We start from the raw sequence: 22,192 nt of genomic DNA, 5'->3' as shown, positions 1-22,192 counted from the left end.
GCTGCACGATTCAGGCAGCACTCGTAAGAAGGCACACGCGTGATACCAGGGGGGACGAATGACCGATCATGAAACTCTCAGCCGGGCAGAAGCTATCTGCCAGACCCTTAGAGAGGAGGATGACGGCGTCAGGCGGGAAGTCCTCGCTCACGCTGGGAGCCGCTGGTCATTGGGTATCCTGCATGCCTTGGGGGTGTACGGTAAGATGCGCCATGCCGAGCTCAAGAGGCAGATGGCGGGTGTGACTCAGCGAATGTTGACCAAGACGCTACGCGCCATGGAGCGGGACGGTCTGCTGATCCGGCGGGAGTTCGGTGAGATCCCGCCCCGCGTGGAGTATGAGCTGACACCGCTGGGTAGGGGACTGTTGCTGCGTATGTCCCCTATCTGGACTTGGGTCGTCGAAAACGTCGAGGATTTCCGCAAGGCGCGTCGCCTTTTCGACAGCCAGGATGGCAAAAAACCTTCATGGCAGGTCCCCACGTCAATGCCATCCGATCCGGAAACATCCGAGTAATCGTTTGCGTTACAAGCAACGGCTTACCCTGCCCCCATTTCTGCGCGGCCCGACCATTTGGATCTATGCCCGTTCTGCATAGATGGCTCATGGAGCCGTAACTGGAACGGCTCGATATACAGCTACCTGATCGGAACGTATTGTTTCGTTCAATACGTAGGTCGACCCCGTCTGGATGTTGATTTTCCACTGTTTGTCCGCCATGGACGCTCGTTTGTTAAAACCTGCGTCGGGCACCTTGTCGAAGCTGTCGTAGCGGTACAGGGTGTACGTCACGCCAGGGGTGAGCCCCGACACCGTGGCGGTCAGGTTGACCCTGGCCGATGCAGGGCGGGTGTTCGAACCGGCGCCCATCACGGGCCTTTCTTCGTTCACGTCGGTGGTCAGACGAACCGGCAGAGTCTGCCCGTCCCGGTCGATGATTCCGGTAATGGCCACAGCATAGTTTTTTCCGCCGCGAGGCAAGGAATACACCGGTCGATTTTCATTATTGGCCTCCTGGCGGCTCGCCTGAAAGGCGCCGAACTTGAAGCGATAAAGATAGGCCGGCGGTCCATCAGGCGACCAAAGGCCATTATCGCTGAACGTAATGATGTCATCGGCCTGGTAGGTAGCCGACTGGTTGGCTGGCCCTGTGGACGAAACACCGATGACGGGCACGATATGGTCGTACTCATCATCACCTGCCCGTTCATCTCCGGAGACTTCGAATTTGGAAAGATTTTCGTAAACGCCCATGATGACCGGATAGCCCGACAGCACATTACCCTTGATCCATGCCAGGAATTCATTGGCGTTCGGCGTGGTAACGCTGTCCCACTCGACAGACTTCAAGCGCATCTGAGCGGCGGTGACCCCATCATTCACGCCCAACAGGAGCTGGCTACCCCGTTTCGACTGGTTGATATTCGGGCTGGCAATTGCACGAGTATCGAACTGGGAAACGTACTGGCCATAGTAGAGCCCGGCGCTGATGAATGCTGTCTCGCCGCAATAGCCATAGTTCGCTGTCCACTGGAGGCGCGGTGGAATGTCGTTCATTGTGGAGCCGTCTTTGGTCGCGCCTGAATCGGCCAGAGCGGGCTGCGTATCCACTGCATGGGCACTTGAGAAAGAAGCATGCAGCGTCAAGGCCGCTAACAGCCACAAAGGTCCAGGCCGCACGAATCGGCTCTTCCCGAGCAGGCTGAAGTCAAACATTCCTATCACCTTTACTGGTCTGTGAGGCGGCTATTGATTCACACTCCGGGATAAAAATCTGCCGCCTGGTCAAAGGGCGGCAGCATTATCGGCGATCAGCCCGCGCCGCTGGATCAGCCAGGGCCATCGCTTGCGGCGGCGAGAAGCGGCACCAGGACATCGCTGATGGGTGTCGGAACACCGAGAGCCCGGCCGCGACGCGCAATGACACCGTTGCGGATGTCCCATTCGAGTGGCCGACCCGCTTCGCGATCCGTCAGGATGGAGGTGCTCATGTCGGCGGGGGCTGCCTGAAACTTCTCGAGGATGGCCTGTGGCACCTCATCGCCCAGTTCGGTACCCTCGGCGCGTGCCACGGCCAGACACTCCTGCAGATAGTCCAGGGCGAGCCTGGCCATGTCGGGCCGGCTGAACATGCCCAAACGACGGTGCGTGAGCGCCATGAGGCCGGCCGCCGCGTTCTGCATCAGTTTGCGCCACGCCAGAGCCTTGAAATCCGGGGCCAGATCCACCGAGCATCGGGTGCCTTGCAGTACCTGCGCCACCCCGTGGGAGGCCGATGCGTCTGGCAGGCTGATGTGCACGTCGCCACGCAAGCGTACCGAACCATCGGCTTGCGCCTGGGCCGGGAACCACACTACTGCGGGAACGACGCGCGCCTGCGGGCAATGCTGGGTGACGCTCTCCAACTGCTCGATCCCATTCTGCAGGACGCATACGACGGTTTGCGGACCACTCAACGCCGCCAGCCATTGTGCAGCCGCCGCGGTTTGAGTCGCCTTGACCGCGAGAAACACCAGGTCGACCGGTCGATCCATCGGCGCGGGATCCGTCTGCACCGGGCCGGGCACGACGATCAGTCGATCGCCATCGTGCAGCGTCAGGCTGTCGCGGGGCGTACGTCCACACAGCAACGGCGTCCGGCCGACTTCATGCAGCGCCGCGGCGATCGTGGTGCCGATCGCACCCGGCCCCAGAACAGCGACGGTTGTTTTGATGGTGGGGCTCATTGAAACGCACTCCTTCGAGTCTGAGGCGGAACACCGGTTCATACGGTGATTGTGCTATCAACCCGGCAACTGTAATCTATTACGCATGACAAAGGAAAATAGTAACCACATTACAGGCGACGCCGAGCGTTTGGGACAATTGATCGGAAGCATTCAGGCCCGTAGTGGTGGCCTGGCTGCAAGCGAAGCGAAGGTCGTCGCGGTCCTGCTCGCCGATCCCCTGTTCGTCGGGGCCAGCACGACCGCGCAGGTTGCCGCCCGGGCCGGTGTATCGCCGCCGAGCGTGATTCGCGCGGTGCGTGCGATCGGGTTCGGCGGCTTCGCCGAACTGAAGATAGAGATCGCCCGCGCCCGCGGCACCACCAGGTTCTTCGCGCCGCCTGAAGCCCTCGCCGCGGACGCGACGTCGGCCGCCGTGCTGGAGACGTCCATTCGCGCCGGTACCGACGCCCTGACCGCACTCGGCGGGGCCCTGGAACTCGCTGCGCTCGACAAGGCGGTCAATACACTCCTGTCAGGACGACAGGTGATTGCATTCGGCGCCGGCCCCTCCTCCACGGTCGCCGCCGACGCCGTCTTCCGCCTGCGCGCGGTCGGCGTCACGACCATCAGCATTCCGGACTACCTGTCGGCGATGATCGCCACCCGCCTCCTGGGCCCGGGTGATGTCGTCATCGCCGTCAGTTCGACCGGACGCACTTCATCCACGCTCGCCATCGCCGATGCAGCCGCCTCTGCCGGGGCCTCGCTCATTGCCATCACCAACCAGTACGGCACGCCACTGGCGACCCTCGCGGATATCGCGCTGGTGGTCGGCGGAGCGCCACTGCCGGCGCAGATGGCCGCAGCGGGAAGCCGGCTGGCACAACTCGTGGTGATTGACGCGCTGGTCGCGGGCATCGCCCTGCGCGACCCGCAGCGCAGCCGTCGGGCCGAGCGGGCAGGCATCGACCTGCCCGACATCAACTGATGAACGCGGGCACTGTCGCGCTCGTCCTCGTCGCGGCGACAGCCCATGCGCTGTGGAACATCGCCTCCAAATACAAGCGCGAAGACACCTATCTGTTCGTCTGGGCCTATAGCTGCGCCTCGGCGCTGCTCTGCGTGCCGATTGGCATTGCGCTCATGGTCATGGGTGAGCAGGTGTTCGATTGGCGGTTCGTGGTGGGCTGCGCCGTCTCGGCCACATTGCACATCGCCTACTCCCTTATCCTGCAGGCCGGTTACCAGCGCGCAGAGCTGGGGGTGGTCTATTCCGTCGCCCGCGGCACGGGGCCCATGCTGACGATGCTGGTCGCGGTGCTCCTGCTGGGGGAGCGGGTCACCGTGGTCGCGATGTTCGGCGCGTTGCTCATCGTCGTGGGTATTCTCGTCGTTGTCGGCAATCTGTTCAGAAGCGCAAACAGCCTGGCGCGGCCGGGGGTGTTCTGGGGAGGGGCGACGGGTGCCACCATTGCCAGCTACACCCTCTGGGACAGCTATTCGGTCACCTCGTGGCACCTGGCGCCGCTGAGCTATTACGCAGGCACACTCCTGCTGCAATGCCTGATGCTGACCCCCGTGGCGCTGCGGCGCCGGCATCGGATCCCTGCCGTCCTGCGTGCCGACGCGGTGCCGATCCTCATCGTCGCCGTGCTCTCGCCGCTGGCCTACGTCCTCGTTCTCACGGCCATGCTGAGCGCGCCGGTGGCCCTTGTCGCGCCTCTGCGCGAGTCGTCCATTGTCATCGGCTCTTTCCTCGCGTACTGGCTCTTTCGCGAGGGCAATCTCACCCGTCGCGTCACCGGGGCGGTGATCGTGCTGGCCGGAATCGTGGCGATCAGCCTGTGAGCAAGGCCCGCCATGCTTTCTCGGGGCCAGCCCCCTTCAATCCTGGAAAGAGCGCCGGGGGCTGAAGGCATAGGCCAGCCCGCCAACCAGCGTCAGCGCTGCCGAAAAGGCAAATATCTCGCTGTAGATCGACGCATCGGGCAAGCCGCGGTGCAGCCCATCGGCGGCAATCAGGCCATAGGCCCATGAGGCAAAAGCCGAACCGAGGAACACAAACCCATTGAGCAGGCCAAGCCCGCGCCCCCTGAGCGAAGGCTTGAGCAGGTTGCGGGCATGGGACATCACCAGCGGATGGAGCACCCCGATCGTCGCCAGCAAGGCCAGCAGGCCCACGTCGGTCATCACCCCAGCCTGGGGCCAGATCACCAGCGCGATCGCGGCGAGGAACGTCATCAGCGTCCAGTTCAAGACGGTTGAGCGCACCGCGTAGCGTTGGACCAACCAGGACATCAGCCCGGCCACACAGAATGCCCCCACACTCAGAACGGCCAGAGCCAACCCTCGAGAACCGATATCCAGCTCGAAGACACTGGCCAGGTAGGGGCCTCCCCAGGCGTTCCTGAATGAGGTGCCCGCCGCCATGGCGATGCACATCGGGATGATGGTCCAGAGCGCCGGCATGGCCAGCAGGCTCAGACTGGCCCGGAGCATTTCCGTCGGGCTCTCGCTGTGCTCCCGGGCTTGCCCCCGGTCCTGTACGCTTCGCCATATGCTCAGGGTGACGACGGCAAAGACCAGGGCCGCGATCGCCATCGATGAGCGCCATCCGATGCCCTGTATGACCCAGCCCAGGGGGGCCGTGGCACACAGCGCGCCCAGCATGCCGAGCGCATTGGTACGGCTGACGAACGGAACATAACGATCAGGCGGCAGAACCTCGGCCGCGTAGTGCATCAGCCCCATGAAGATGGGGGCGCAGGCAAGCCCCAATCCGGCCTGCGCCACCATGGCGGTGAGGCCGCCAGGCGCACAGACAAACAGCACGGCGCTGAGCACCCCAAGGGCCATCAACCGTCGTGTGGGCCCTCCTACGCCATAGCGATCAAAGGCTATGCCGACAGGGATCTGCGCAAACCCGAAGGCGAGAAAGAAGCAGGATGACAGCAGGCCGAACCCCGCCGGCGAGAGGTCCAGATCCGCCTGGATTTCAGGGGCCATGACGCCGAGGCAGGTACGGAAGAACTGGCTCAGCAGCAGCGCGCACGTCAGAGCCGTCAAACCACGTGTAGAAGCTGTGTTGTTCATCACCACCTGGCTATCGCCCCCCGGCATCGACCTGGTACACGCAAACGACGCGGTGAAGTTCTTGATATCAATCGTGCCCAAAACCCCATGTTATCAGGTGAAGGCGAACAGACAGAGCCAGGTGATCGTATTGACCTCAACTCGCCTACCGACTGGAAACGCTGCCCCCACGCCGACGAATTCAGCAGTGCGCACCGCAGCGTGCCGACAGACGGCCAGCCCCCAACGAAAAGACATGAACTAGATTCAACGCTACAGACGACGGGCTAACGCCCTTGCCGGTTAGCAAGCCAACTTGCCAGGGAGGGTAAGCATGTCTTCGACTCCATACGACCCCAGCCGGCAGTCGCGCCCTCACCCCGAGCCTGGGCCAGCCCTGTTTTCGCCGTCTCCCATCAACCGCATCCGGGCCTTTTGGCCGTAGGAGGAAAGGATGTCCCGGCTGATGGCGCGCCCCCTGCTCGCTCCTCCTGATGAAATCAGACTGTGGGTGGGGCTGTTCGACACGACTCACCCGCCCAAGGTCAGCTTCCAGCTGGACGGAGCCCCCTGGCAGCCGACAGAGACCCAAGGGCTATTCCCTATTCGTGATGGCGCCCAGGTGAATCATCAGGGCATCTTCAGCTTCACCGCCCTGGGCCCGGGCATCGAACACCGCATTCGGGTAGAGGCTGGCAACGTGGGCGCCCCCTATTTCCTGCGTGTGCGCTCATTACCGGACAAGGTCCCCTCGGCTCCCCATGGCTCGTTCAAGATCCTGCTGACGTCGTGCTATTGCGTCGGCACCGACCCGGTGGATGTGGGTCGTTTCATTCAACGCCTTCCGCAGCAGCCGGACATGTCCCTGTTCGCCGGTGACCAGGTCTACCTCGACCAGCCACCGCTGGACGACATGCCCTCCACAGCAGCCGGCCTACGCAGCGACATTTCTGCCAAGTACAGACGTAACTGGCTGTCGGAGCTCAGCGGCCAGAGTGGTTTGCAGCAGGCCCTGAGCAAGGCCCCGGCCGTGTGCCTGCCGGACGACCACGAGTATTGGAACAACTATCCGTGGGAGCAATTCTGGAAAAAAGGCACCCAACACGCCCCAACCCCTACCGGTCTGAACTTCTGGGACGACGCTGCTCGAGAGCTGTACCAGGATTACCAACAAGGCGGCTCACCCAACAACCATCGGACCTGGACGAGACTGGACATAGAGCCGCTGTGCATGCTGTTCATCGATACCCGCAGCCATCGCCAGCTCGACTTCGACAGCCCCGTGGGCCTGATGACCGAGCAGACCGAACAGGCCCTCAGGGACTGGGAACAGCAACTGATCGACCACAAGAAAGCCGGCACACCCCACATAGGGCTGCTGGCCACCGGGCAAACCCTGTTCTGCGAACCGGCACGGTTCGGCAAATTGATGGACGCCGAACTGCCGAACTATCAGCAACAGTTCGCCGTACTGATCAAGGTGCTCGACAACCTGGCCGAATACGGCATCCAGGTGGTGTTCCTCACTGGCGACGTGCATTGGAGTCGGGTTGCCCAAGCGGTACATACCCGTACCGGCAGGACCACGCTGACCGAAGTCATCTGTTCCCCAAGCAGCCTGTGCGTAACGCCGGTGCTGGACCGGTGGGCCAGCCTCAAGGATGAGGTCAGGGGTATCTTCGGCCCCCACAAGACCTGGTTTCGTCATGCCTCACCTGAAGCGCCAGCCGCGACCATTGGCGCGCAAAAGCAGTTCAAGCCCAGAGACAACGAGGACGACAAGCACAATCGCTGGAGCGGGAACCAGGTCGCCATTGTCGAATTTTCCCGCTGGGGCAGTGGCGTTCAGATGAAGGTCACTTATCACCCCATCACCTCCCCGGTCTCTCCCCCGACGACGACCCGCCCTTTCACCTTGCTCAATACCTGAGTAGCCTCGCCAGGAAGGTGTCCCATGCCCATGAAGTTCAACAAGGTAGCCAATCCCAATCCCGACTTCGTCGAGCAGCAGCGTCCGGCCAGAGAAAACAATATCGACTGGCTGGCACGCGCCATCGCCGCACTGGGTGGGGACGCACCACTCGAGCAATCCTACATCCTGCTGTTGGGTGCCAACGACACCTTGTCCTGGAGGCTGCGTACCGGCCAATCGCACCTGCGCTTCGACCTGCTACCGTCGTACTGGTCGTCCGCCCTGTTATTGAAACTTCATCAGCGCTCGCTGAAGGAATCGACCGTTATCCACGTGCCGCTGTTCCAGCCTGCCGATGGCCTGTTCGCCACCGAGCGCAACGGCGTCGTGGAAACCCCATTGGCCGAGTTTGGCAACACCCGCAAGTGGAAGAACATTGCACTGATTACCTTTCCGGTGCCACAGGAAACGGTGCTCAGCCAGCTGCTGCTGTTTGAAAAGGGGCGCAGCTATATCGATGCCCTGGAGCACGTACTGCGCTGGCTGGCATTTGCCTGGGGCGTCGCCCGTACGCCCAACCCCATTCACGATGGGGTCGGGCTGCCATCGGCCTGCATGCTGGAAACCCTGTTTGCCTCTGCCGGCCTTGATATCACGCCGGGCCTGGAGTCACGGGCCTCCAGCCCGGAGGCGATTTGGGCGACGGCCCTGTACTGGTATGAGCACTACACGACGAACCGTCTTCCCACACCCAAGGGGCGCTTCTTCACTCCTCACGATTACGAGATCAAGGATGGTAGATGAAGTGCCTGGGAGGTGCAGGCCTCGGCCAGCCATTGTCCTACCCTGCTGGCCACTCACGATTAGATGATGAGTGAACTTTAATCCGGTTGACCCTCAGTCACACATGCCCTAAAGTCATTTGCGGGCATATACCCGCATAATGAAAATTCATCCGTTTCAGCTGATTCGCGGAGACCGTCGGTGCGCATATTGATCGTAGGAGCCGGGGCTACCGGTGGTTTTTTCGGAGCACTGCTGGCCAAGGCAGGCAGAGATGTGACGTTCCTGGTGCGTGCGCAGCGTGCCTCTCAGCTTCAGGAGAATGACCTGCGTGTAGTGACCCCCTCCGGAACGATTGAAATCCGGCCTCAACTGGTCACGGTCGACCAGATCAAGGCACCTTACGACGTCATCGTCGTGGCCGTGAAGGCCTACATGCTGGCATCTGCCTTGACGGACATGGCAGGTGCCGTAGGCCCATCCACCGTCATCCTGCCGCTGTTGAACGGGATGCGGCACATGGACCTGATCGCCGAGCGCTTCGGGGCTGACCGGCTGCTCGGGTGCCTTTGCAAAGTGGCGACCAGCCTGGATGAACAAGGGCAAATCGTTCAGCAGGGCACCTTCAGCAACATGGCCTACGGCGAGCTGGATGGGAGCAGTTCCGAGCGGCTACGCCAGGTTCATCAACTCTTCGACCAGGCCGGCTTTGAAGCCAGAACCTCCCCTGCCATCCTTCGGGAAATGTGGGAGAAATGGACCTTGCTGGCCGCGATGGGCAGCATCAACTGCCTGATGCGAGGCAGCATTGGCGAGGTCGTGGCGGCCCGAGGCGGACTTGAGTTTGCGACACGCATTATCGATGAGGTCGTCGCTATCGTTCGCGTCGTTGGAGAAGCGCCCAGCGAGGGATTCCTGGCTGAGGCCCGGCGCGTCCTGACCTTGAAAGACTCCCCACAGACCTCCTCGATGTACCGTGACCTGGTCGCTGGGCGCACGATAGAAGCCGATCAGATCATCGGCGATTTGCTGGCCCGTGGGTCCGCCGCCGGTGTGGCGACGCCGACGTTGGCGCTGGTTTACACAAACCTGGATGTTTACCAGCGGCGGGTCCGTTGATTTCAGTGCAACCTGGTTGGAATGCTCTTGAGCTCACGGAGAGGACGTACTGTTCTTTCTTGCAAGGCACCTACGCCAGCAGCCTTGGGCTCGTCTTTGGTGTTTGCATTGCATGACCGGCACGCTGTACGAGCGCTACATCGACACCCTTCCCAGCACCACCAAGCAGCACCCCATCCCCAGCGGCTACTGGAAGATCATCTTCACCACCAGCACGCCAACCGAGGGGACCTTTGCGGCCTTCATCATGGACCAGGACACCCCTCGTGCGGCCAGCTTCTGCAGCTACCAAGTCACCGTTGAGGAGATCGAGCAGCGGTCCGGGTTGAAGTCTGGACGACATTGCCGGCGACCGAGCAGGCGGCGCTCAAACCTGTTCGTGGATAGTTGGTGAAAGACATCGGCTGCTAATAAGGGCATGGGGCTTGGTCATCTTCACCTTGGCCCAGCCTTGCCTTGGCAACAACACGCTCTGCTTGAGCGTCGATCAGGCAACGACTCGCTGAGCGTTCGAATTGGCCCCTCAATTAAACCTATGCCTTGCATATGCCTAACCAAAGCACTAAATTATGCATAGGTTGAACATATGCAGGAGTCGTCAGACATGCGTACCGTTTCTATTTTCAAAAATGGCAAGAACCAGGCCGTTCGCCTACCCGCCGACATGGCCTACGAGGGCGTGGGTGAGCTTGAAATTTCTCGTGAGGGTGACGTCATCACTCTGCGCCCTGTGCGGCCGTCCTGGTCGTCTTTTTCTGAAGTGGCAAAGGCTGATGCTGACTTTCTGCAAGAGCGCCCAGCTGTAATCGGGGATGAAGGCAGGTTCAATCTGTGACCACCTACATGCTCGATACCTGTATCTGCTCGTTCATCATGCGGGAACAGCCAGCGTCGGTCATACAGCGTCTGACGACCGAAGTTGAACGAGGCAATCGGATTGTCATTTCCGCCATTACGTATGCAGAAATGCGCTATGGGCAGATCGGCAAAAAGGCATCGGCCAAGCATAAGCAACTGGTCGACGAGTTTGTGAAACGCCTTGATGCGGTCTTGGCCTGGGATCAGAGCGCGGTGGATGCGACGATAGAGGTGAAACTCAAGCTTACCGAGTCAGGTACGCCCATCGGACCCAATGACACAGCCATCGCTGGGCATGCCATCGCTTCTGGCTGCATGCTGGTGACGAACAACGTGCGCGAATTCAGTCGTGTTGCTGGGCTTGATTACGAAGATTGGGTAGAGACTTCGTAAGGCCCAAGGGGTGGTCAACTGCTCGACCCAATCTTCAAGCCCAAAACATAGGCATGGTAGCGATGTCATTCTACCAACCGTTCTCAGTCAAACCCCAAGCGCCTCGCGAGGTTGAACAACGCCTTATCGAGGCCCTTGTCAGCGATCATCCCAATCTGCACCTGATCAGCCACTTGAAGCGCAGTGATTGATAGACGCTTATTTCAAAAGGAATCTGCCCCAATGCTTCACTCCATCAGTGCCGCTCGTCATCAGGCAAAATTTTCTCGCAGTGCCTGCGCCTGGCTGATGGTCGATGGCATTGGCATCGAACAGTGGGCCGCCCAGCACCTGAATTACGAACTGGCGGCAATGCTTGGGCTGTCGCTAATTTGGTTACTGGAGGAAGAGGAGCAAGAGCTGGCCAAACGCCGCTTCGCTCCGGGTGAGGACGGCACCTCGACACTGGTACCCCTTCTCGTCTGCGCGGATGACATGGATTTCGACTGCACGGTGCTCATGGTTGAGCAGGTCGTCGCAAATGACGTCGTTACCTGGGCACGGTTTGGGCTGAGTGTTTCAGATGGGCTTGAAGTCGGAGCGCAAACACGGTGGATAGTGGACTGCCAGCCGGTGTCATTTGCCCTTTCGGATTTTCAGCAGGCGCTTGAGGACTTCGAAGTAATCCTCTCCAATCCAACCACCTGAGGATTGGATGCGTCCAGTCCAGTGGGCACCGGCGAGTGGCGTGTATCCGTCCCACTGACGGGCAAGTGGCAGCAACTGAAGCCGGGCCCCTGAAAGCTCTCCATCTGCTGACAACAGTCTGCCTAGTCGCTGCCCGGTCAAGGTCGATGCGCCAGTCATGAAAGGCCGGTAACGTACGCAAAGGCACGGTAGCAGCGTGCTTGCATAACGCGAAGACATGGTCTGAATCGACCTCTGACAAAAACAAAGGCGTTACTGCTGACGCAGGCAAAAATGCCGCAGAGTTTTTGATCGAGTCCCATAAAACGCTTACCGATTACTACAAGACGCTTGGATAACCTTTAGGCCAGCGACCAGTGCCTCATAGAGGCTGGTCGCTGCATCCTCGATGCCCTCAACTTCCCCGCGAGCTGCCAATGCAACAAGGGTATTAGCCAAGGCATGGGATGTGGGGGAACTGGGACCGGGGAACTGGGACGGATTTATTTTCTAGGACTGAGAAAATAAATCTGTCGCCGCCTCCGGTGAGCTTTTCTATCCAATTGATTTCATCGAAGCTAGAAGCAGAAGTTCTTCCAACCGATCAGGCGTGGCTTCGGCTTTTTGGCGTGGAAGGTTCACGTCCAGCACGTCGACGAGCGCATTGAGCCACTCTCTGGATTTTTGGGAGACCTTGGCGTTTGTTGGCAAGTAGTTATCGACAACATCCCACTTGTGCACTGGCCAATCGACCAGTGCAGCGATCAGGCCGTCTCTCAGGTCCTGGAATTGTTGGTAGGTGTCATTGGGTGCTTGGCTAAGGGCTGCTTTCATTGGGTTGAGGCGCTGTGGCATGATCGATCCTTGACGAGTTCAAGGCTTAACGCTACTACGATCAAATGGAGTTTCGCCACAGGCATCATTCCATTCGTTTTTCATCGTCCATTACCCCGCATCCTGTAATCCCGCAGACGGCGGAGAGCGGCTAATGGGTGTCAGCGTTTTCCATCAGCCTTGAGGGCCTGTCGATCAGCTTCGAGCAGCACCTACAATGAGGCTGATGCTTAGGGAGCAGCTTTTCCAAGCACAAATAAAAAGCCCCGTAGACGCTAATCTACGGGGCTTTTGATATAGTGGAGGCCGAGGTCGGAATCGAACCGGCGTAGATGGATTTGCAATCCACTGCATAACCATTTTGCTACTCGGCCTCAGGGTCGAATCGAGCGCCCTTGCAAGCGGTGCCTGCCGCAACTCCTTGATTCTTCAGCGATCGCTACGTTGCCGTCCGTGCTGATGGCGCGCATTATGTCCTAGTTGAATGACACTGGCAACCCCCTGAATTCTAAATATTTTTTATTTTTCTGGATCAGCCCTCACCCTGCTCCCGAGCCGCCAATTGCACCAGCCGCGCGGCCAGGGCCTTGGCCTGGATCGCCACGTCGGTCACTGCCGTGCTCTCCCACCACATGCCGCGCAACGGCGGGCCCATGGCGAACAGCCGTGTCGAAACATCGCCTTCGCCATCCACCACCGCACCACCAGCATCCGCCGCAATCCCCAGGGCCAGTGGCCCCGGACGAATCAACCCGCGCGCCAGCAGTTGCTGCGGCAACGGACGATCCACCCGGCGCCAGTCGTATTCGATACCGGTGGAGTTGATCAGGCCTACACCGCTGACGGTCACGGTCTGTGACTCGCCCCGTGGCCGGATGCTGATGCTCACCTGCCCATCCCGCACGTCGCCCAACCCCTTGAGCGAAGCCGCCTCGATGGTCAACCGCCCTTCCCTGTGCAGGCGCTCCACCAGTTCGGCGCTCAGCGGCGGCGAGCGGTGGTGATGGCTTTCCCACCAGGGCCGCACATGACGCACGAACTGCCGGCGCTGAACGTCGGTGGCCTGGCTCCATAACCGGCCGATATGGGCACGCACCGTGTCCAGGGGCGCCTGCCAGTCGATACCGGCCTCAATGGCCTCGATACACTGCCGGCGCACTTCGCGCAGCAGTTGCAACGGGCTGCGAAGGCTGTGGTCAGCCGCCAGGAAGTCGACCCAGGTCGGCGGCTGGCGGCGAACATGGGGCAGCAGGCCGTGGCGGGAGAAGACGCGGATCGGCCCGCGATGGCCAGCCTGTTCCAGGGAGACCACGGCATCGACCATGGTCAGGCCGGAGCCGATGATCAGGACCGTGCCTTGAGGGTCGAGGCGCGACAGGGTGGCGACGTCCCAGGGGTCGACGGCGGTGGCGTTGAGGCCGCTGGATTGTTTCTGGCGGGTGCGCGAGGCCGGGAACATGCCGGTCGCCAATACCGCATGGGCGCCGTGCAACGGCTGACCATCGGCCAGTATCAGGCGTACTCCGTCGCTGTCGCTGTGCAGGTCGACCACTTCACCGTGCACATGCTCGGCGGTCGAGCCCCGGGCCGCGCCCTGCTCCCGCGCCTCGGCCAGGCGTTGCTGCACGTAGAGGCCGAAGAGGCCACGGGGCATGAACAGTTCGCTGACCGGCACGTGCTGCTGGTCCGACTCCGGCCAGCCGCCCTGGGCAATGTAGGCCGTGAGCCACTGGGTGAGGTCGTCGGGGTTGTCCGGGTCGACGCTCATGCGCGCCGCGTTGCCGTTCAAGGTGTGGCCCAGTTCCGTGGCGCTGTATGCTTCGCCGCGGCCGAGTTCGGCCCGCGGTTCGACGATCAGCACCCGCCGCCGCCCCGGCAGGCGCAGCAACTGCACCGCCAGCATGGTTCCGCTCAAGCCACCGCCGACGATCAGTACGTCAGCCTGCTCCGCTGCCGGCGGGATGGCGTGTGTCGCCTGTCCGCTCAGGACTTCACTCATTCTTCGCTCTCTTGTCAGTGCCTGCCCAGGTAGAAATCCTGCAGGTCGCTCCGGGCCAGCAATTCGTCCGACGTTCCGCTGAGCACCACCCGGCCAGTGTCGAGCACATGGCCGCGAGTGGCGTATTTCAACGCTACGTTAATGTTTTGTTCGGCAATCAGGAAGCTCACCTGTTGCTCGCGGTTGAGCTGGGCGACGATCTCGTAGATCTCTTCCACGATAATAGGCGCCAGGCCCATGGATGGCTCGTCGAGCAAGACTAAAGTCGGCCGGGTCATCAGTGCCCGACCGATGGCGACCATCTGCTGCTCGCCACCGGAGGTCAGACCGGCCTGGGTCTTGCGCTTGGTTTTCAAACGCGGGAACCAGGCATACAGCCGCTCCAGGTCGTCCTGCAGCTCACGGCGGCTGAGGCCGCGAACGAAACCGCCGCTGCGCAGGTTGTCTTCCACCGTCAGTTGGCCGAACACGTGGCGCCCCTCCAGCACATGCACCAGGCCGTCACGCACGCGCTGGTTGGGCTCCACCGCCAGGCTGTCCTGGCCCTGGAAGTGGATGCTGCCGCGGGTCACCTGCGCACGCTCGGCGCGTACCAGCCCGGAGATGGCCTTGAGGGTGGTGCTCTTGCCGGCGCCATTGGCACCGAGCAAGGCAACGATGCCGCCACGCGGCACACTCAGGGACACACCGGACACCGCGAGGATGCTGCGGTCGTAGATCACCTCGATGTCCTCGACCTGCAGCAGTGGCGCCACGCCCGTTTCAATCGCCGCCTGGCCCATGGCTCACTCGCCTGCCGCGCAGGTGCGCGGGGTCAGGTTCTTTTCCTTGGCGAAGGCCGCCGACTTCTCGTCGATCAATGGCCGCAGCAGGGCGCGGTCGGCGGCGATCCAGTCGCTGACCAGGCTCCAGTGCGCGCCATCCCATTGCTGCACCCGCGCCGAGCCGCCGCCTTCGTGGTCGCTGCAGGACAGCTTGAGGTTCTGCATCAGGCCGTAGAAGCCCATGGCCTTGAGCCGGGCATCGTCGATATCCAGGTGTTCCAGGCCCCAACGGCCCTCCTCCCCGTGCAGTGGCCGCTTGCCGAACTTGGCCTGGCCGGTGCGGATGGCCTCCACGGCGATGGCGGCGTTCACCAGGCCGGAGTTGTAGTACACGCTGCCAAAGTTGCTCAGGTCCTTGAGGTCGCTCTTGCCCTTGTCGAGGATGTATTGCTTGAGGCGCTTGTGGATCTCGAAGTCAGTCCCCGCCGGGTACGGCGTCAGCGCCAGGTAGCCCTTGGCCGCGGCGCCGGCCGGCAGCACGTCCTCGCTGGAGCTGGCCCAGATGTCGCCGATGATATGGTCGACCGGGAAGCCGAAGCGCGCGGCGGTCTTGACCGCCACCGGGGTCGATACGCCCCAGGTGCGCAGGAACACCCAGTCCGGGTTGAGCTGGCGCACCTGGCGCCATTGCGCCGATTGCTCGTTGCCGGGATCGGCCACCGGGATCTGGATGTTCTCGAAGCCGTACTTCTCCGCCAGCAACTTCAGCGGGCCGAGGGTTTCACGGCCGTAGGCCGAGTCGTGGTAGACGGTGGCGATCTTCTTGCCCTTGAGCTTGTCGAAGCCACCTTCGCGCTGGGCGATGTAGTTCACCAGGGTCGAGGCTTCGCTGTAGAAGGTCAGCATCACCGGGAAGTTGTAGGGGAACACCTTGCCGTCGGTGGCTTCGGTGCGCCCGTAGCCGAGTGTGATCAGCGGGATCCTGTCGACTTCCGCGCGCTCGCTCAAGGCATAGGCCGCCGGCGCGCCATTCGGCTGGTAGACCGCCACCGGCGCGCCATCCAGGCCGTTCTTGAAGCGCTCGTAGCACTCGATGCCCTTCTCGGCGGTCCACTCGGTCTCGCACTCCTGCCACACCAGCTTGACGCCGTTGATGCCGCCCTCGACCTCGTTGATGTAGTTGAGGTAGTCGATCATCCCCGCCCACACCTGCACGCCGCTGGAGGCGTAGGCACCGACCCGGTAGGTGGCCAAGGGGAAGAACTGCTGGTCCGGCGAGGCCTGGGCCAGGGGTGCCGCCGCACCGAGGATGCTCAGGGCCAGGGCGGTGGCGGTCAGTGAACGCTTGAACAATGCACGCATGGTCGAATCGGTCTCCAGGGATGTCGGGTCGGGAAGTCAGAAGCGCAACGGCCAGTGGCGCAGCCGGTCGCGGGTATTGCCCAGCAGGCGGATCAGCCCCTCCGGCTCCTTGATCAGGAACAGGATGATCAGCACGCCGAAGATGATTTTCTGCAGGTTCTGCAATTGCCCGGCATCCACCGCACCGCCCAGCAGGGCCTGGCCGAGGTGGCTGAGCAGGATCGGCAGCAGGCTGATGAAAGCCGCGCCGATGAAGTTGCCGGCGATACTGCCCATGCCGCCGATAATGATGATGAACAGGATCTGGAACGAACGATTGATGTCGAAACTGCCGGCGCTGGCCGTCCCGAGGTAGGCGAAGGCCCACAACGCGCCGGCGATGCCGAGGTAGAACGAGCTGACGGCGAACGCCAGGCGCTTGTAGCGTGCCACCGGGATGCCGATCACGGCGGCGGCGGTGTCCATGTCGCGGATCGCCATCCAGTTGCGCCCGGTCTGGCTGTTCACCAGGTTGCGCGCGGTCCAGGTCAGCAGCAGTACCGTGACCAGAGTCAGCAGGTAGCGCCCCAGCGGCGTGTTCAGGTCCTGGCCGAACAGGCTCAGGCTCGGCGCGGAGATGGTCCCGGAGGAGCCGTAGTTGTAGAACCAGGGAAACTTGACGAACAGCCACTCCAAAAAGAACTGCGCCGCCAGGGTGGTGACCATCAGGTAAAAGCCCTTGATCCGCGAGCTGGGCAGGCCGAACAGCAGCCCCACCAGCGCACTGATCACCCCGCCACCGAGCAGCGCGACAGGCAGGCCCAGCTCCGGCAGGCGCAGCAGGAACCCGTAGGTGGCGAAGGCCCCGACCGCCATGAAGCCCGCCGCGCCCACCGAGGTCTGCCCGGTGTAGCCGGTCAGCAGGTTGAGACCCAGGCCGGCCAGGGACAGCACCAGGAACGGAATCAGGATCGCGCTGAGCCAATAGTCGTTGCTCACCAGCGGCACCACGCCGAAGGCCAGCAGCAAAAGGCCGATCAGGCTCCACGGCAGGCGCCGTTCAACCAGCACCCAGGGTGCCGTTTCAGTGATCACGGGAACAGACATGTTTCAGACTCGCTCGATGGCCCGCTCGCCGAACAGGCCGGCCGGGCGGATGTAAAGGAAGACCAGCGCCAGGACATAGGCGAACCAGGGGGTGATGCCACCGCCGATCAGCGGGCCGATATAGACCTCGGCGAGATTCTCGGCGGCGCCGACGATCAGCCCGCCGACGATGGCCCCGCCGATCGAGGTGAAGCCGCCGATGATCAGCACCGGCAGCGCCTTGAGCACCACCAGCGACAGCGAGAACTGCACGCCCTGGCGCGCGCCCCAGAGCAGCCCCGCCACCAGGCCGACCACCCCGGCCACCGCCCAGACGATCTGCCAGATGCGATTGAGGTGAATGCCGATGGACAGCGCCGCCTGGGTGTCGTCGGCCACCGCGCGCAGCGACACGCCGATGCGGGTCTTGTTGAACAGCAGCGCGAGCACCACCACCAGCACCAGCGCGGTGGCCGCGGCGATCAGGTCGAACTGGCTGAGCATCACCCCGTGGACGAACAGCGGCACGTCGTCGATGCCCAGGTCCAGCGCCCGCACCTGCGAGCCCATCAGCCCCTGGGCCAGGCCCTCGACAATGAACGACAGGCCGAGGGTGGCCATGAACAGGGTGATCTGCGAACGGTTGACCAGCGGCCGCAACACCAGGCGTTCGATCAGCAGCGCACCGATCACCATCACCACCACCGTCAGCAGCAGCGCCAGGGCAAAGGGTACGCCACGCTCGTGCAGGCTGACGAAGGTCAGCGCGGCGAACAGCAGCATCGAGCCCTGGGCGAAGTTGAATACCCCGCTGGCCTTGTAGATCAGCACGAAGCCGATGGCGACCAGCGAATACAGGGTGCCGGCGAGCAGGCCGCCGAGCAGGGTTTCCAGGAAGAAGGCCATCAGTGCACCGCTCCCAGGTAGGCGGCGATCACATCCGGGTTGGCCTGCACTTCGGCCGGCGTACCGTCACCGACCTTGCGCCCGTAGTCGAGCACCACCACGTGATCGGACAGGCCCATCACCACCCCCATGTCATGTTCGATCAGCACCACGGTGGTACCGAGGTCGCGATTGACCCCGGCGATGAACCGGGCCATTTCCTGTTTTTCCTCGGCGTTCATCCCGGCCATGGGCTCGTCCAGCAGCAACAGGGTCGGCCCGGCGATCAGCGCCCGGCCCAGCTCGACGCGCTTTTGCAAGCCATAGGACAGATTGCCCACCGGCACCTCGCGCAGGGCCTGCAGCTCAAGCAACTGCAGGATCTGCTGGGCCTGGCGCCGAAACGCCTCGGCCTCGCGCCGCGCCCGCGGCAGGCCCAGGGCCTGTTCGAGGAAGTGGCTGCGCTGGTAGCGCGACAGGCCGGTGAGCAGGTTGTCGATCACACTCATCTTCTTGAACAGCGCATTGTTCTGGAACGTGCGACCGATACCGCGGCGCGCGGCGTCCAGCGGATCGATACGACGAAAGCGCTGGTGTTCGAAGACGATCTCACCGCTGTCGAAGCGGTAGACGCCGTTCAACAGGTTGAGCAGCGAACTCTTGCCCGCGCCGTTGGGCCCGATCAACGCGCAGATCTCGCCGCGGCGGACGTCGAACGACAGTTGGTTGATGGCTTTCACACCCTTGAACGACAGGGATATGTCCCGCACCTGCAAAATCGGCTCGGCCACACTCATGCGCTTTTCCGTCCCGGGGCCTGGAGCCGCCATTGGTTGAAGGTTGCCGGCAGCTTCGCGGGGTGGCTCGGCTGCCAGATGTATTGCAGGCGCTGGAACCCCAGCAGGCGCCTTACGCGCTGCTTGAGCAGGCGCGCGACGAAGCGTTCGGGATGGGCCAGCGACCATTCGCACAGCCGGCGACGCCAGGTGCCCTGGGGCGCCAGACGCTGTTCGATCTCGTCGGCCAGGCCTTGCAGGCGCTCGGGGGAAAGCAGCAACCCGGACGGGGCCACTTCACGACGATCACGGCTGGCACTGTCGCGGCTTTCGGCGAAGGCCAGGCTGTGGCCGCTGTTCAGCCATTGCTCGAGCACCACCGCCAGGCCGCCCTGCCAGCCGCTGTCCTCCTCGCTCCAGAGTTGTGGCTGGGCGGCCGGTGCGCGCCAGAGCACGATCGGTCGCGGTTCCGGGCTATCGCCGCAGAGGCCGGCGAAGTCCAGCACGGTTTGCCGTGGCAGGCCTGGCAGGCGACCCGGCAACTGGTTGGCGATCAGCACCCGGGGAGCGCTGTCCGCATCGCCGGCGGCGATCCAGTCGAGCAGTTGCTGGCGGCTGTCGACGAAGCCGTGGCTCGGGTGCAGGCGCCAGAATGCCCGGCCGAGGGCTTCGACACTCAGGTCCGGGGCCAGGCTGAAGACCCGGCCGCCAATGGAATGGGCCGCCAGGGCCAACAGCAGCAGATTGGGTTCAAGGGTGCCGCTGAGGGCCAGCCGCGAATCGGCCGTGAAACCCTGCTGGCGCAGGCCGTCGGCCAGGCGCTCGACCTCACGCAGGGTGTCGATCCAGCGCCAGCTGTGCCACTGGCCGTGGCGCTTGTGGCGCAGGGCGCTATGCAGCGGGCTGACCTGGGCCCAGTGCCGCAGTTGTTCGAGGGCGGCGGGGAAGATCGAGACCGTTTCCGGTTGCGGCGACAGGGTCGCGGGCGGACGCTTGAGTTCGTGCACGCTCATGGGCTCACCTCTTGCTGTGGTTTGGCGTGCGGTGGTCCGCTGGCGGCAATGGGGTATGTCTGTAAAGTTGTGGGTGTTGTTTTCGGGGCTATTGGCGGGCAACCCCGCGAAGGCGTCCTCAAGGCCATCGCCCGCCCCTCAGGCCGAGCGCACCGGCTTCTGCTGCAACGCCGCCAGATCCCGGTACCCGGCTCCCGGATGGATATCCGCCAGCTTCGGTCCCGCCCCGAACAGCTTCTCGCGCAGGGTCCCCGGCGCGTACTCCTTCTTGTACACGCCGCGCTTCTGCAGCTCCGGCACCAGCCACTCGACCGCATCGACAAAAGTCTCGTGGGTCAGCGCATACGCCAGGTTGAAGCCGTCGACGTCGGTCTCCTCGACCCACTCCTGCAGCAGGTCGGCCACCGTCTGCGGCCCACCGACGAACAGCGGTCCGAAGCCGCCGATCCCCACCCAGTCGGCCAGTTCGTGGGGCGTCCACACCCGGTTCGGGTCCGCCGTGGAGAAGGTCTCCACGGCCGACTGGATCGCATTGGTGTGTACATGCCGCAGCGGCTCGTCCGGCTTGAACTGGCTGAAGTCGATCCCGGTCCAGCCGGAAATCAGCGCCAACGCGCCTTCGTAGCTGACGTAGGACTTGTATTCCTCGAACTTGGCCCTGGCCTTGGCGTCGGTCTCGTCGACGATCACCGTCTGCAGGTTGAAGATCAGGATGCTCTTCGGATCGCGCCCCGCCTCGGCGGCACGCCGGCGGATGTCGGCCACCACCTTCTTGAGCAGCACCTTGGACGGTGCGGCGACGAACACGCATTCGGCGTGCTCGGCGGCGAACTGCTTGCCGCGGCTCGACGCGCCGGCCTGGTACAGCACCGGCGTGCGCTGTGGCGACGGCTCGCACAGATGAATGCCGGGCACTTGGAAGTGTTTGCCGAAGTGCTGGATCTCGTGGATCTTGCGCGGGTCGCTGAACACCTTGCGCTCGCGATCACGCAGCACCGCGCCGTCTTCCCAACTGCCTTCCCAGAGCTTGTAGCAGACCTCCAGGTACTCCTCGGCGTAGTCGTAGCGCGCATCGTGTTCGGTCTGGGCGCGCTGGCCGAGGTTCTTCGCCCCGCTCTCCAGGTACGAGGTGACGATGTTCCAGCCGGCCCGGCCCCTGGTCAGGTGATCGAGGGTCGACAGCCGCCGGGCGAACGGATACGGGTGCTCGAAGGACAGCGAAGCGGTCAGGCCGAACCCCAGGTGCTCGGTCACCAGCGCCATCGGCGGGATCAGTTGCAACGGGTCGTTGACCGGCACCTGCGCCGCCTGGCGGATCGCCGCGTCGCCATTACCGTTGTAGACGTCGTAGATGCCCAGCACATCGGCGATGAACAGGCCATCGAACTTGCCGCGCTCGAGGATCTTCGCCAGGTCGGTCCAGTACTCCAAGTCCTTGTACTGCCAGGAACGATCCCGTGGGTGGGCCCACAGACCGGGGGACTGGTGGCCCACGCAGTTCATGTCGAAGGCATTGAGACGGATTTCACGGGACATCGACAGCACTCCTGGAACGGTCGGGCAGCACGCCATTGAGGCGGAAGTTGCCAATCAGCTTGTATTTCAGGTGCAGGGGGTCCTGCAGCGGGTCATGGCTGGGTGACACTACGGCACGCTGACCGGTCAGCGCCCACTCGGTGTTACCCACCTGTTGCAGGGCCTCGGCGCTGGCGATCGCCGCTTCGGTGGCGGCGATGAGCTTTTCCGCCTCGTCCTGGGAGCCGTCGGCGAAACGCTGGGCACGCTCGATCAGGGCGGTGGCGACCTCGATACGGATCTGCAGGTCACCGAACTGGCTGATCACCTGCGGATCGCGTGCCTGGCTGGCGTGGCCGCGCACGGCGGCAAGCGTCCGTTCAAGGCCGCTGCGGGCAGCCTGCAGGTCAGCGCCGGCATGGTTCAGCGCGGCATCACGGGGAATGGCTTGATTCAATGCGTTCATC

The 22,192-nt window shown here is 62.9% G+C and carries 23 protein-coding genes and 1 tRNA gene; 10 read left to right on the top strand and 14 right to left on the bottom strand.

The genetic code is table 11. The features are described 5' to 3' along the window. Positions 1-58: 58 nt before the first annotated feature. Positions 59-517 carry a winged helix-turn-helix transcriptional regulator gene (locus ACM62G_RS26090; protein ID WP_273822980.1) on the top strand — a complete coding sequence of 153 codons (459 nt, stop codon included), beginning with the start codon at positions 59-61 and terminating at the stop codon, positions 515-517. An 87-nt stretch (positions 518-604) separates the two neighbouring features. Here the strand turns inward: ACM62G_RS26090 and ACM62G_RS26085 are convergent, their stop codons facing one another. Both ACM62G_RS26085 and ACM62G_RS26080 read right to left on the bottom strand, forming a co-directional pair. Further along, on the bottom strand, positions 605-1,717 hold the full coding sequence (locus tag ACM62G_RS26085) for a hypothetical protein (RefSeq protein WP_419735933.1): 1,113 nt from the start codon (positions 1,715-1,717) through the stop codon (positions 605-607). 113 nt (positions 1,718-1,830) lie between these two features. After that, a complete protein-coding gene (locus ACM62G_RS26080; RefSeq protein WP_419735932.1) occupies positions 1,831-2,727 on the bottom strand; it encodes an oxidoreductase in 897 nt (298 codons plus the stop codon). A gap of 85 nt (positions 2,728-2,812) precedes the next feature. Here ACM62G_RS26080 and ACM62G_RS26075 point away from each other — a divergent pair, with 85 nt between their 5' ends. Next, positions 2,813-3,697, top strand: coding sequence for a MurR/RpiR family transcriptional regulator (locus tag ACM62G_RS26075; protein WP_416769078.1), 885 nt, complete (start codon positions 2,813-2,815; stop codon positions 3,695-3,697). Beyond that, positions 3,697-4,557 carry a DMT family transporter gene (locus ACM62G_RS26070; RefSeq protein ID WP_273822985.1) on the top strand — a complete coding sequence of 287 codons (861 nt, stop codon included), beginning with the start codon at positions 3,697-3,699 and terminating at the stop codon, positions 4,555-4,557. Before ACM62G_RS26075 ends, ACM62G_RS26070 begins: the two co-directional genes overlap by 1 nt. 36 nt (positions 4,558-4,593) lie before the next feature. On the opposite strand, the gene ACM62G_RS26065 is transcribed toward ACM62G_RS26070, so the two are convergent. After that, the gene (locus ACM62G_RS26065; RefSeq protein ID WP_419735931.1) at positions 4,594-5,802 is read right to left on the bottom strand and encodes an MFS transporter; all 1,209 of its coding nucleotides are present in this window, start codon (positions 5,800-5,802) and stop codon (positions 4,594-4,596) included. A gap of 433 nt (positions 5,803-6,235) precedes the next feature. Here ACM62G_RS26065 and ACM62G_RS26060 point away from each other — a divergent pair, with 433 nt between their 5' ends. The 7 genes from ACM62G_RS26060 to ACM62G_RS26030 all read left to right on the top strand — a co-directional run bounded on the left by ACM62G_RS26060 (position 6,236) and on the right by ACM62G_RS26030 (position 11,533). Beyond that, positions 6,236-7,711, top strand: a complete 1,476-nt coding sequence (locus tag ACM62G_RS26060; RefSeq protein WP_419735930.1) for an alkaline phosphatase D family protein — start codon at positions 6,236-6,238, stop codon at positions 7,709-7,711. Positions 7,712-7,741: 30 nt separating this feature from the next. Further along, positions 7,742-8,497: a hypothetical protein gene (locus ACM62G_RS26055; RefSeq protein ID WP_273822988.1), complete on the top strand. Its 756-nt coding sequence runs from the start codon at positions 7,742-7,744 to the stop codon at positions 8,495-8,497. Between the two features lie 180 nt (positions 8,498-8,677). Beyond that, positions 8,678-9,595: a ketopantoate reductase family protein gene (locus ACM62G_RS26050; RefSeq protein WP_419735929.1), complete on the top strand. Its 918-nt coding sequence runs from the start codon at positions 8,678-8,680 to the stop codon at positions 9,593-9,595. A gap of 112 nt (positions 9,596-9,707) precedes the next feature. Next, positions 9,708-9,989 carry a DNA/RNA non-specific endonuclease gene (locus tag ACM62G_RS26045; RefSeq protein WP_273822991.1) on the top strand — a complete coding sequence of 94 codons (282 nt, stop codon included), beginning with the start codon at positions 9,708-9,710 and terminating at the stop codon, positions 9,987-9,989. Between the two features lie 210 nt (positions 9,990-10,199). Further along, positions 10,200-10,430 carry a type II toxin-antitoxin system VapB family antitoxin gene (gene vapB, locus ACM62G_RS26040; RefSeq protein WP_054059308.1) on the top strand — a complete coding sequence of 77 codons (231 nt, stop codon included), beginning with the start codon at positions 10,200-10,202 and terminating at the stop codon, positions 10,428-10,430. Beyond that, positions 10,427-10,846, top strand: coding sequence for a type II toxin-antitoxin system VapC family toxin (locus ACM62G_RS26035; RefSeq protein ID WP_419735928.1), 420 nt, complete (start codon positions 10,427-10,429; stop codon positions 10,844-10,846). Before vapB ends, ACM62G_RS26035 begins: the two co-directional genes overlap by 4 nt. A gap of 222 nt (positions 10,847-11,068) precedes the next feature. After that, positions 11,069-11,533: a hypothetical protein gene (locus tag ACM62G_RS26030; RefSeq protein WP_419735927.1), complete on the top strand. Its 465-nt coding sequence runs from the start codon at positions 11,069-11,071 to the stop codon at positions 11,531-11,533. A 534-nt stretch (positions 11,534-12,067) separates the two neighbouring features. On the opposite strand, the gene ACM62G_RS26025 is transcribed toward ACM62G_RS26030, so the two are convergent. The 11 genes from ACM62G_RS26025 to ACM62G_RS25975 form a co-directional block, all read right to left on the bottom strand. After that, positions 12,068-12,367: a hypothetical protein gene (locus ACM62G_RS26025; RefSeq protein WP_419735926.1), complete on the bottom strand. Its 300-nt coding sequence runs from the start codon at positions 12,365-12,367 to the stop codon at positions 12,068-12,070. Between the two features lie 279 nt (positions 12,368-12,646). Then, positions 12,647-12,720 (bottom strand) — tRNA-Cys (locus ACM62G_RS26020). A 158-nt stretch (positions 12,721-12,878) separates the two neighbouring features. Next, positions 12,879-14,345 carry an FAD/NAD(P)-binding protein gene (locus tag ACM62G_RS26015; RefSeq protein WP_419735925.1) on the bottom strand — a complete coding sequence of 489 codons (1,467 nt, stop codon included), beginning with the start codon at positions 14,343-14,345 and terminating at the stop codon, positions 12,879-12,881. Positions 14,346-14,359: 14 nt separating this feature from the next. Continuing rightward, positions 14,360-15,127: an ABC transporter ATP-binding protein gene (locus tag ACM62G_RS26010; RefSeq protein WP_273823076.1), complete on the bottom strand. Its 768-nt coding sequence runs from the start codon at positions 15,125-15,127 to the stop codon at positions 14,360-14,362. 3 nt (positions 15,128-15,130) lie between these two features. Beyond that, complete coding sequence (locus tag ACM62G_RS26005; RefSeq protein WP_054064315.1) at positions 15,131-16,471, bottom strand: ABC transporter substrate-binding protein; 1,341 nt, start codon at positions 16,469-16,471, stop codon at positions 15,131-15,133. A gap of 36 nt (positions 16,472-16,507) precedes the next feature. Beyond that, the gene (locus ACM62G_RS26000) at positions 16,508-17,557 is read right to left on the bottom strand and encodes a branched-chain amino acid ABC transporter permease (protein ID WP_419735924.1); all 1,050 of its coding nucleotides are present in this window, start codon (positions 17,555-17,557) and stop codon (positions 16,508-16,510) included. Between the two features lie 3 nt (positions 17,558-17,560). Further along, a complete protein-coding gene (locus ACM62G_RS25995) occupies positions 17,561-18,442 on the bottom strand; it encodes a branched-chain amino acid ABC transporter permease (RefSeq protein ID WP_419735923.1) in 882 nt (293 codons plus the stop codon). Further along, positions 18,442-19,218 carry an ABC transporter ATP-binding protein gene (locus tag ACM62G_RS25990; RefSeq protein WP_419735922.1) on the bottom strand — a complete coding sequence of 259 codons (777 nt, stop codon included), beginning with the start codon at positions 19,216-19,218 and terminating at the stop codon, positions 18,442-18,444. The genes ACM62G_RS25995 and ACM62G_RS25990 overlap by 1 nt, the downstream gene beginning before the upstream one ends. Further along, on the bottom strand, positions 19,215-20,210 hold the full coding sequence (locus ACM62G_RS25985) for an acyl-CoA synthetase (RefSeq protein ID WP_419735921.1): 996 nt from the start codon (positions 20,208-20,210) through the stop codon (positions 19,215-19,217). The genes ACM62G_RS25990 and ACM62G_RS25985 overlap by 4 nt, the downstream gene beginning before the upstream one ends. Positions 20,211-20,348: 138 nt before the next feature. Continuing rightward, on the bottom strand, positions 20,349-21,746 hold the full coding sequence (locus tag ACM62G_RS25980; protein WP_419735920.1) for an LLM class flavin-dependent oxidoreductase: 1,398 nt from the start codon (positions 21,744-21,746) through the stop codon (positions 20,349-20,351). After that, positions 21,736-22,191: a hypothetical protein gene (locus ACM62G_RS25975; protein ID WP_419735919.1), complete on the bottom strand. Its 456-nt coding sequence runs from the start codon at positions 22,189-22,191 to the stop codon at positions 21,736-21,738. The genes ACM62G_RS25980 and ACM62G_RS25975 overlap by 11 nt, the downstream gene beginning before the upstream one ends. Position 22,192: the final 1 nt, after the last annotated feature.

The organism is Pseudomonas sp. COR18, from assembly GCF_048568395.1.
GTDB classification, from domain to species: Bacteria; Pseudomonadota; Gammaproteobacteria; order Pseudomonadales; family Pseudomonadaceae; genus Aquipseudomonas; species Aquipseudomonas fuscovaginae_B.
Note: the sequence above shows the minus strand (reverse complement) of the source record. Positions and strands in the feature narration are given on the sequence as shown.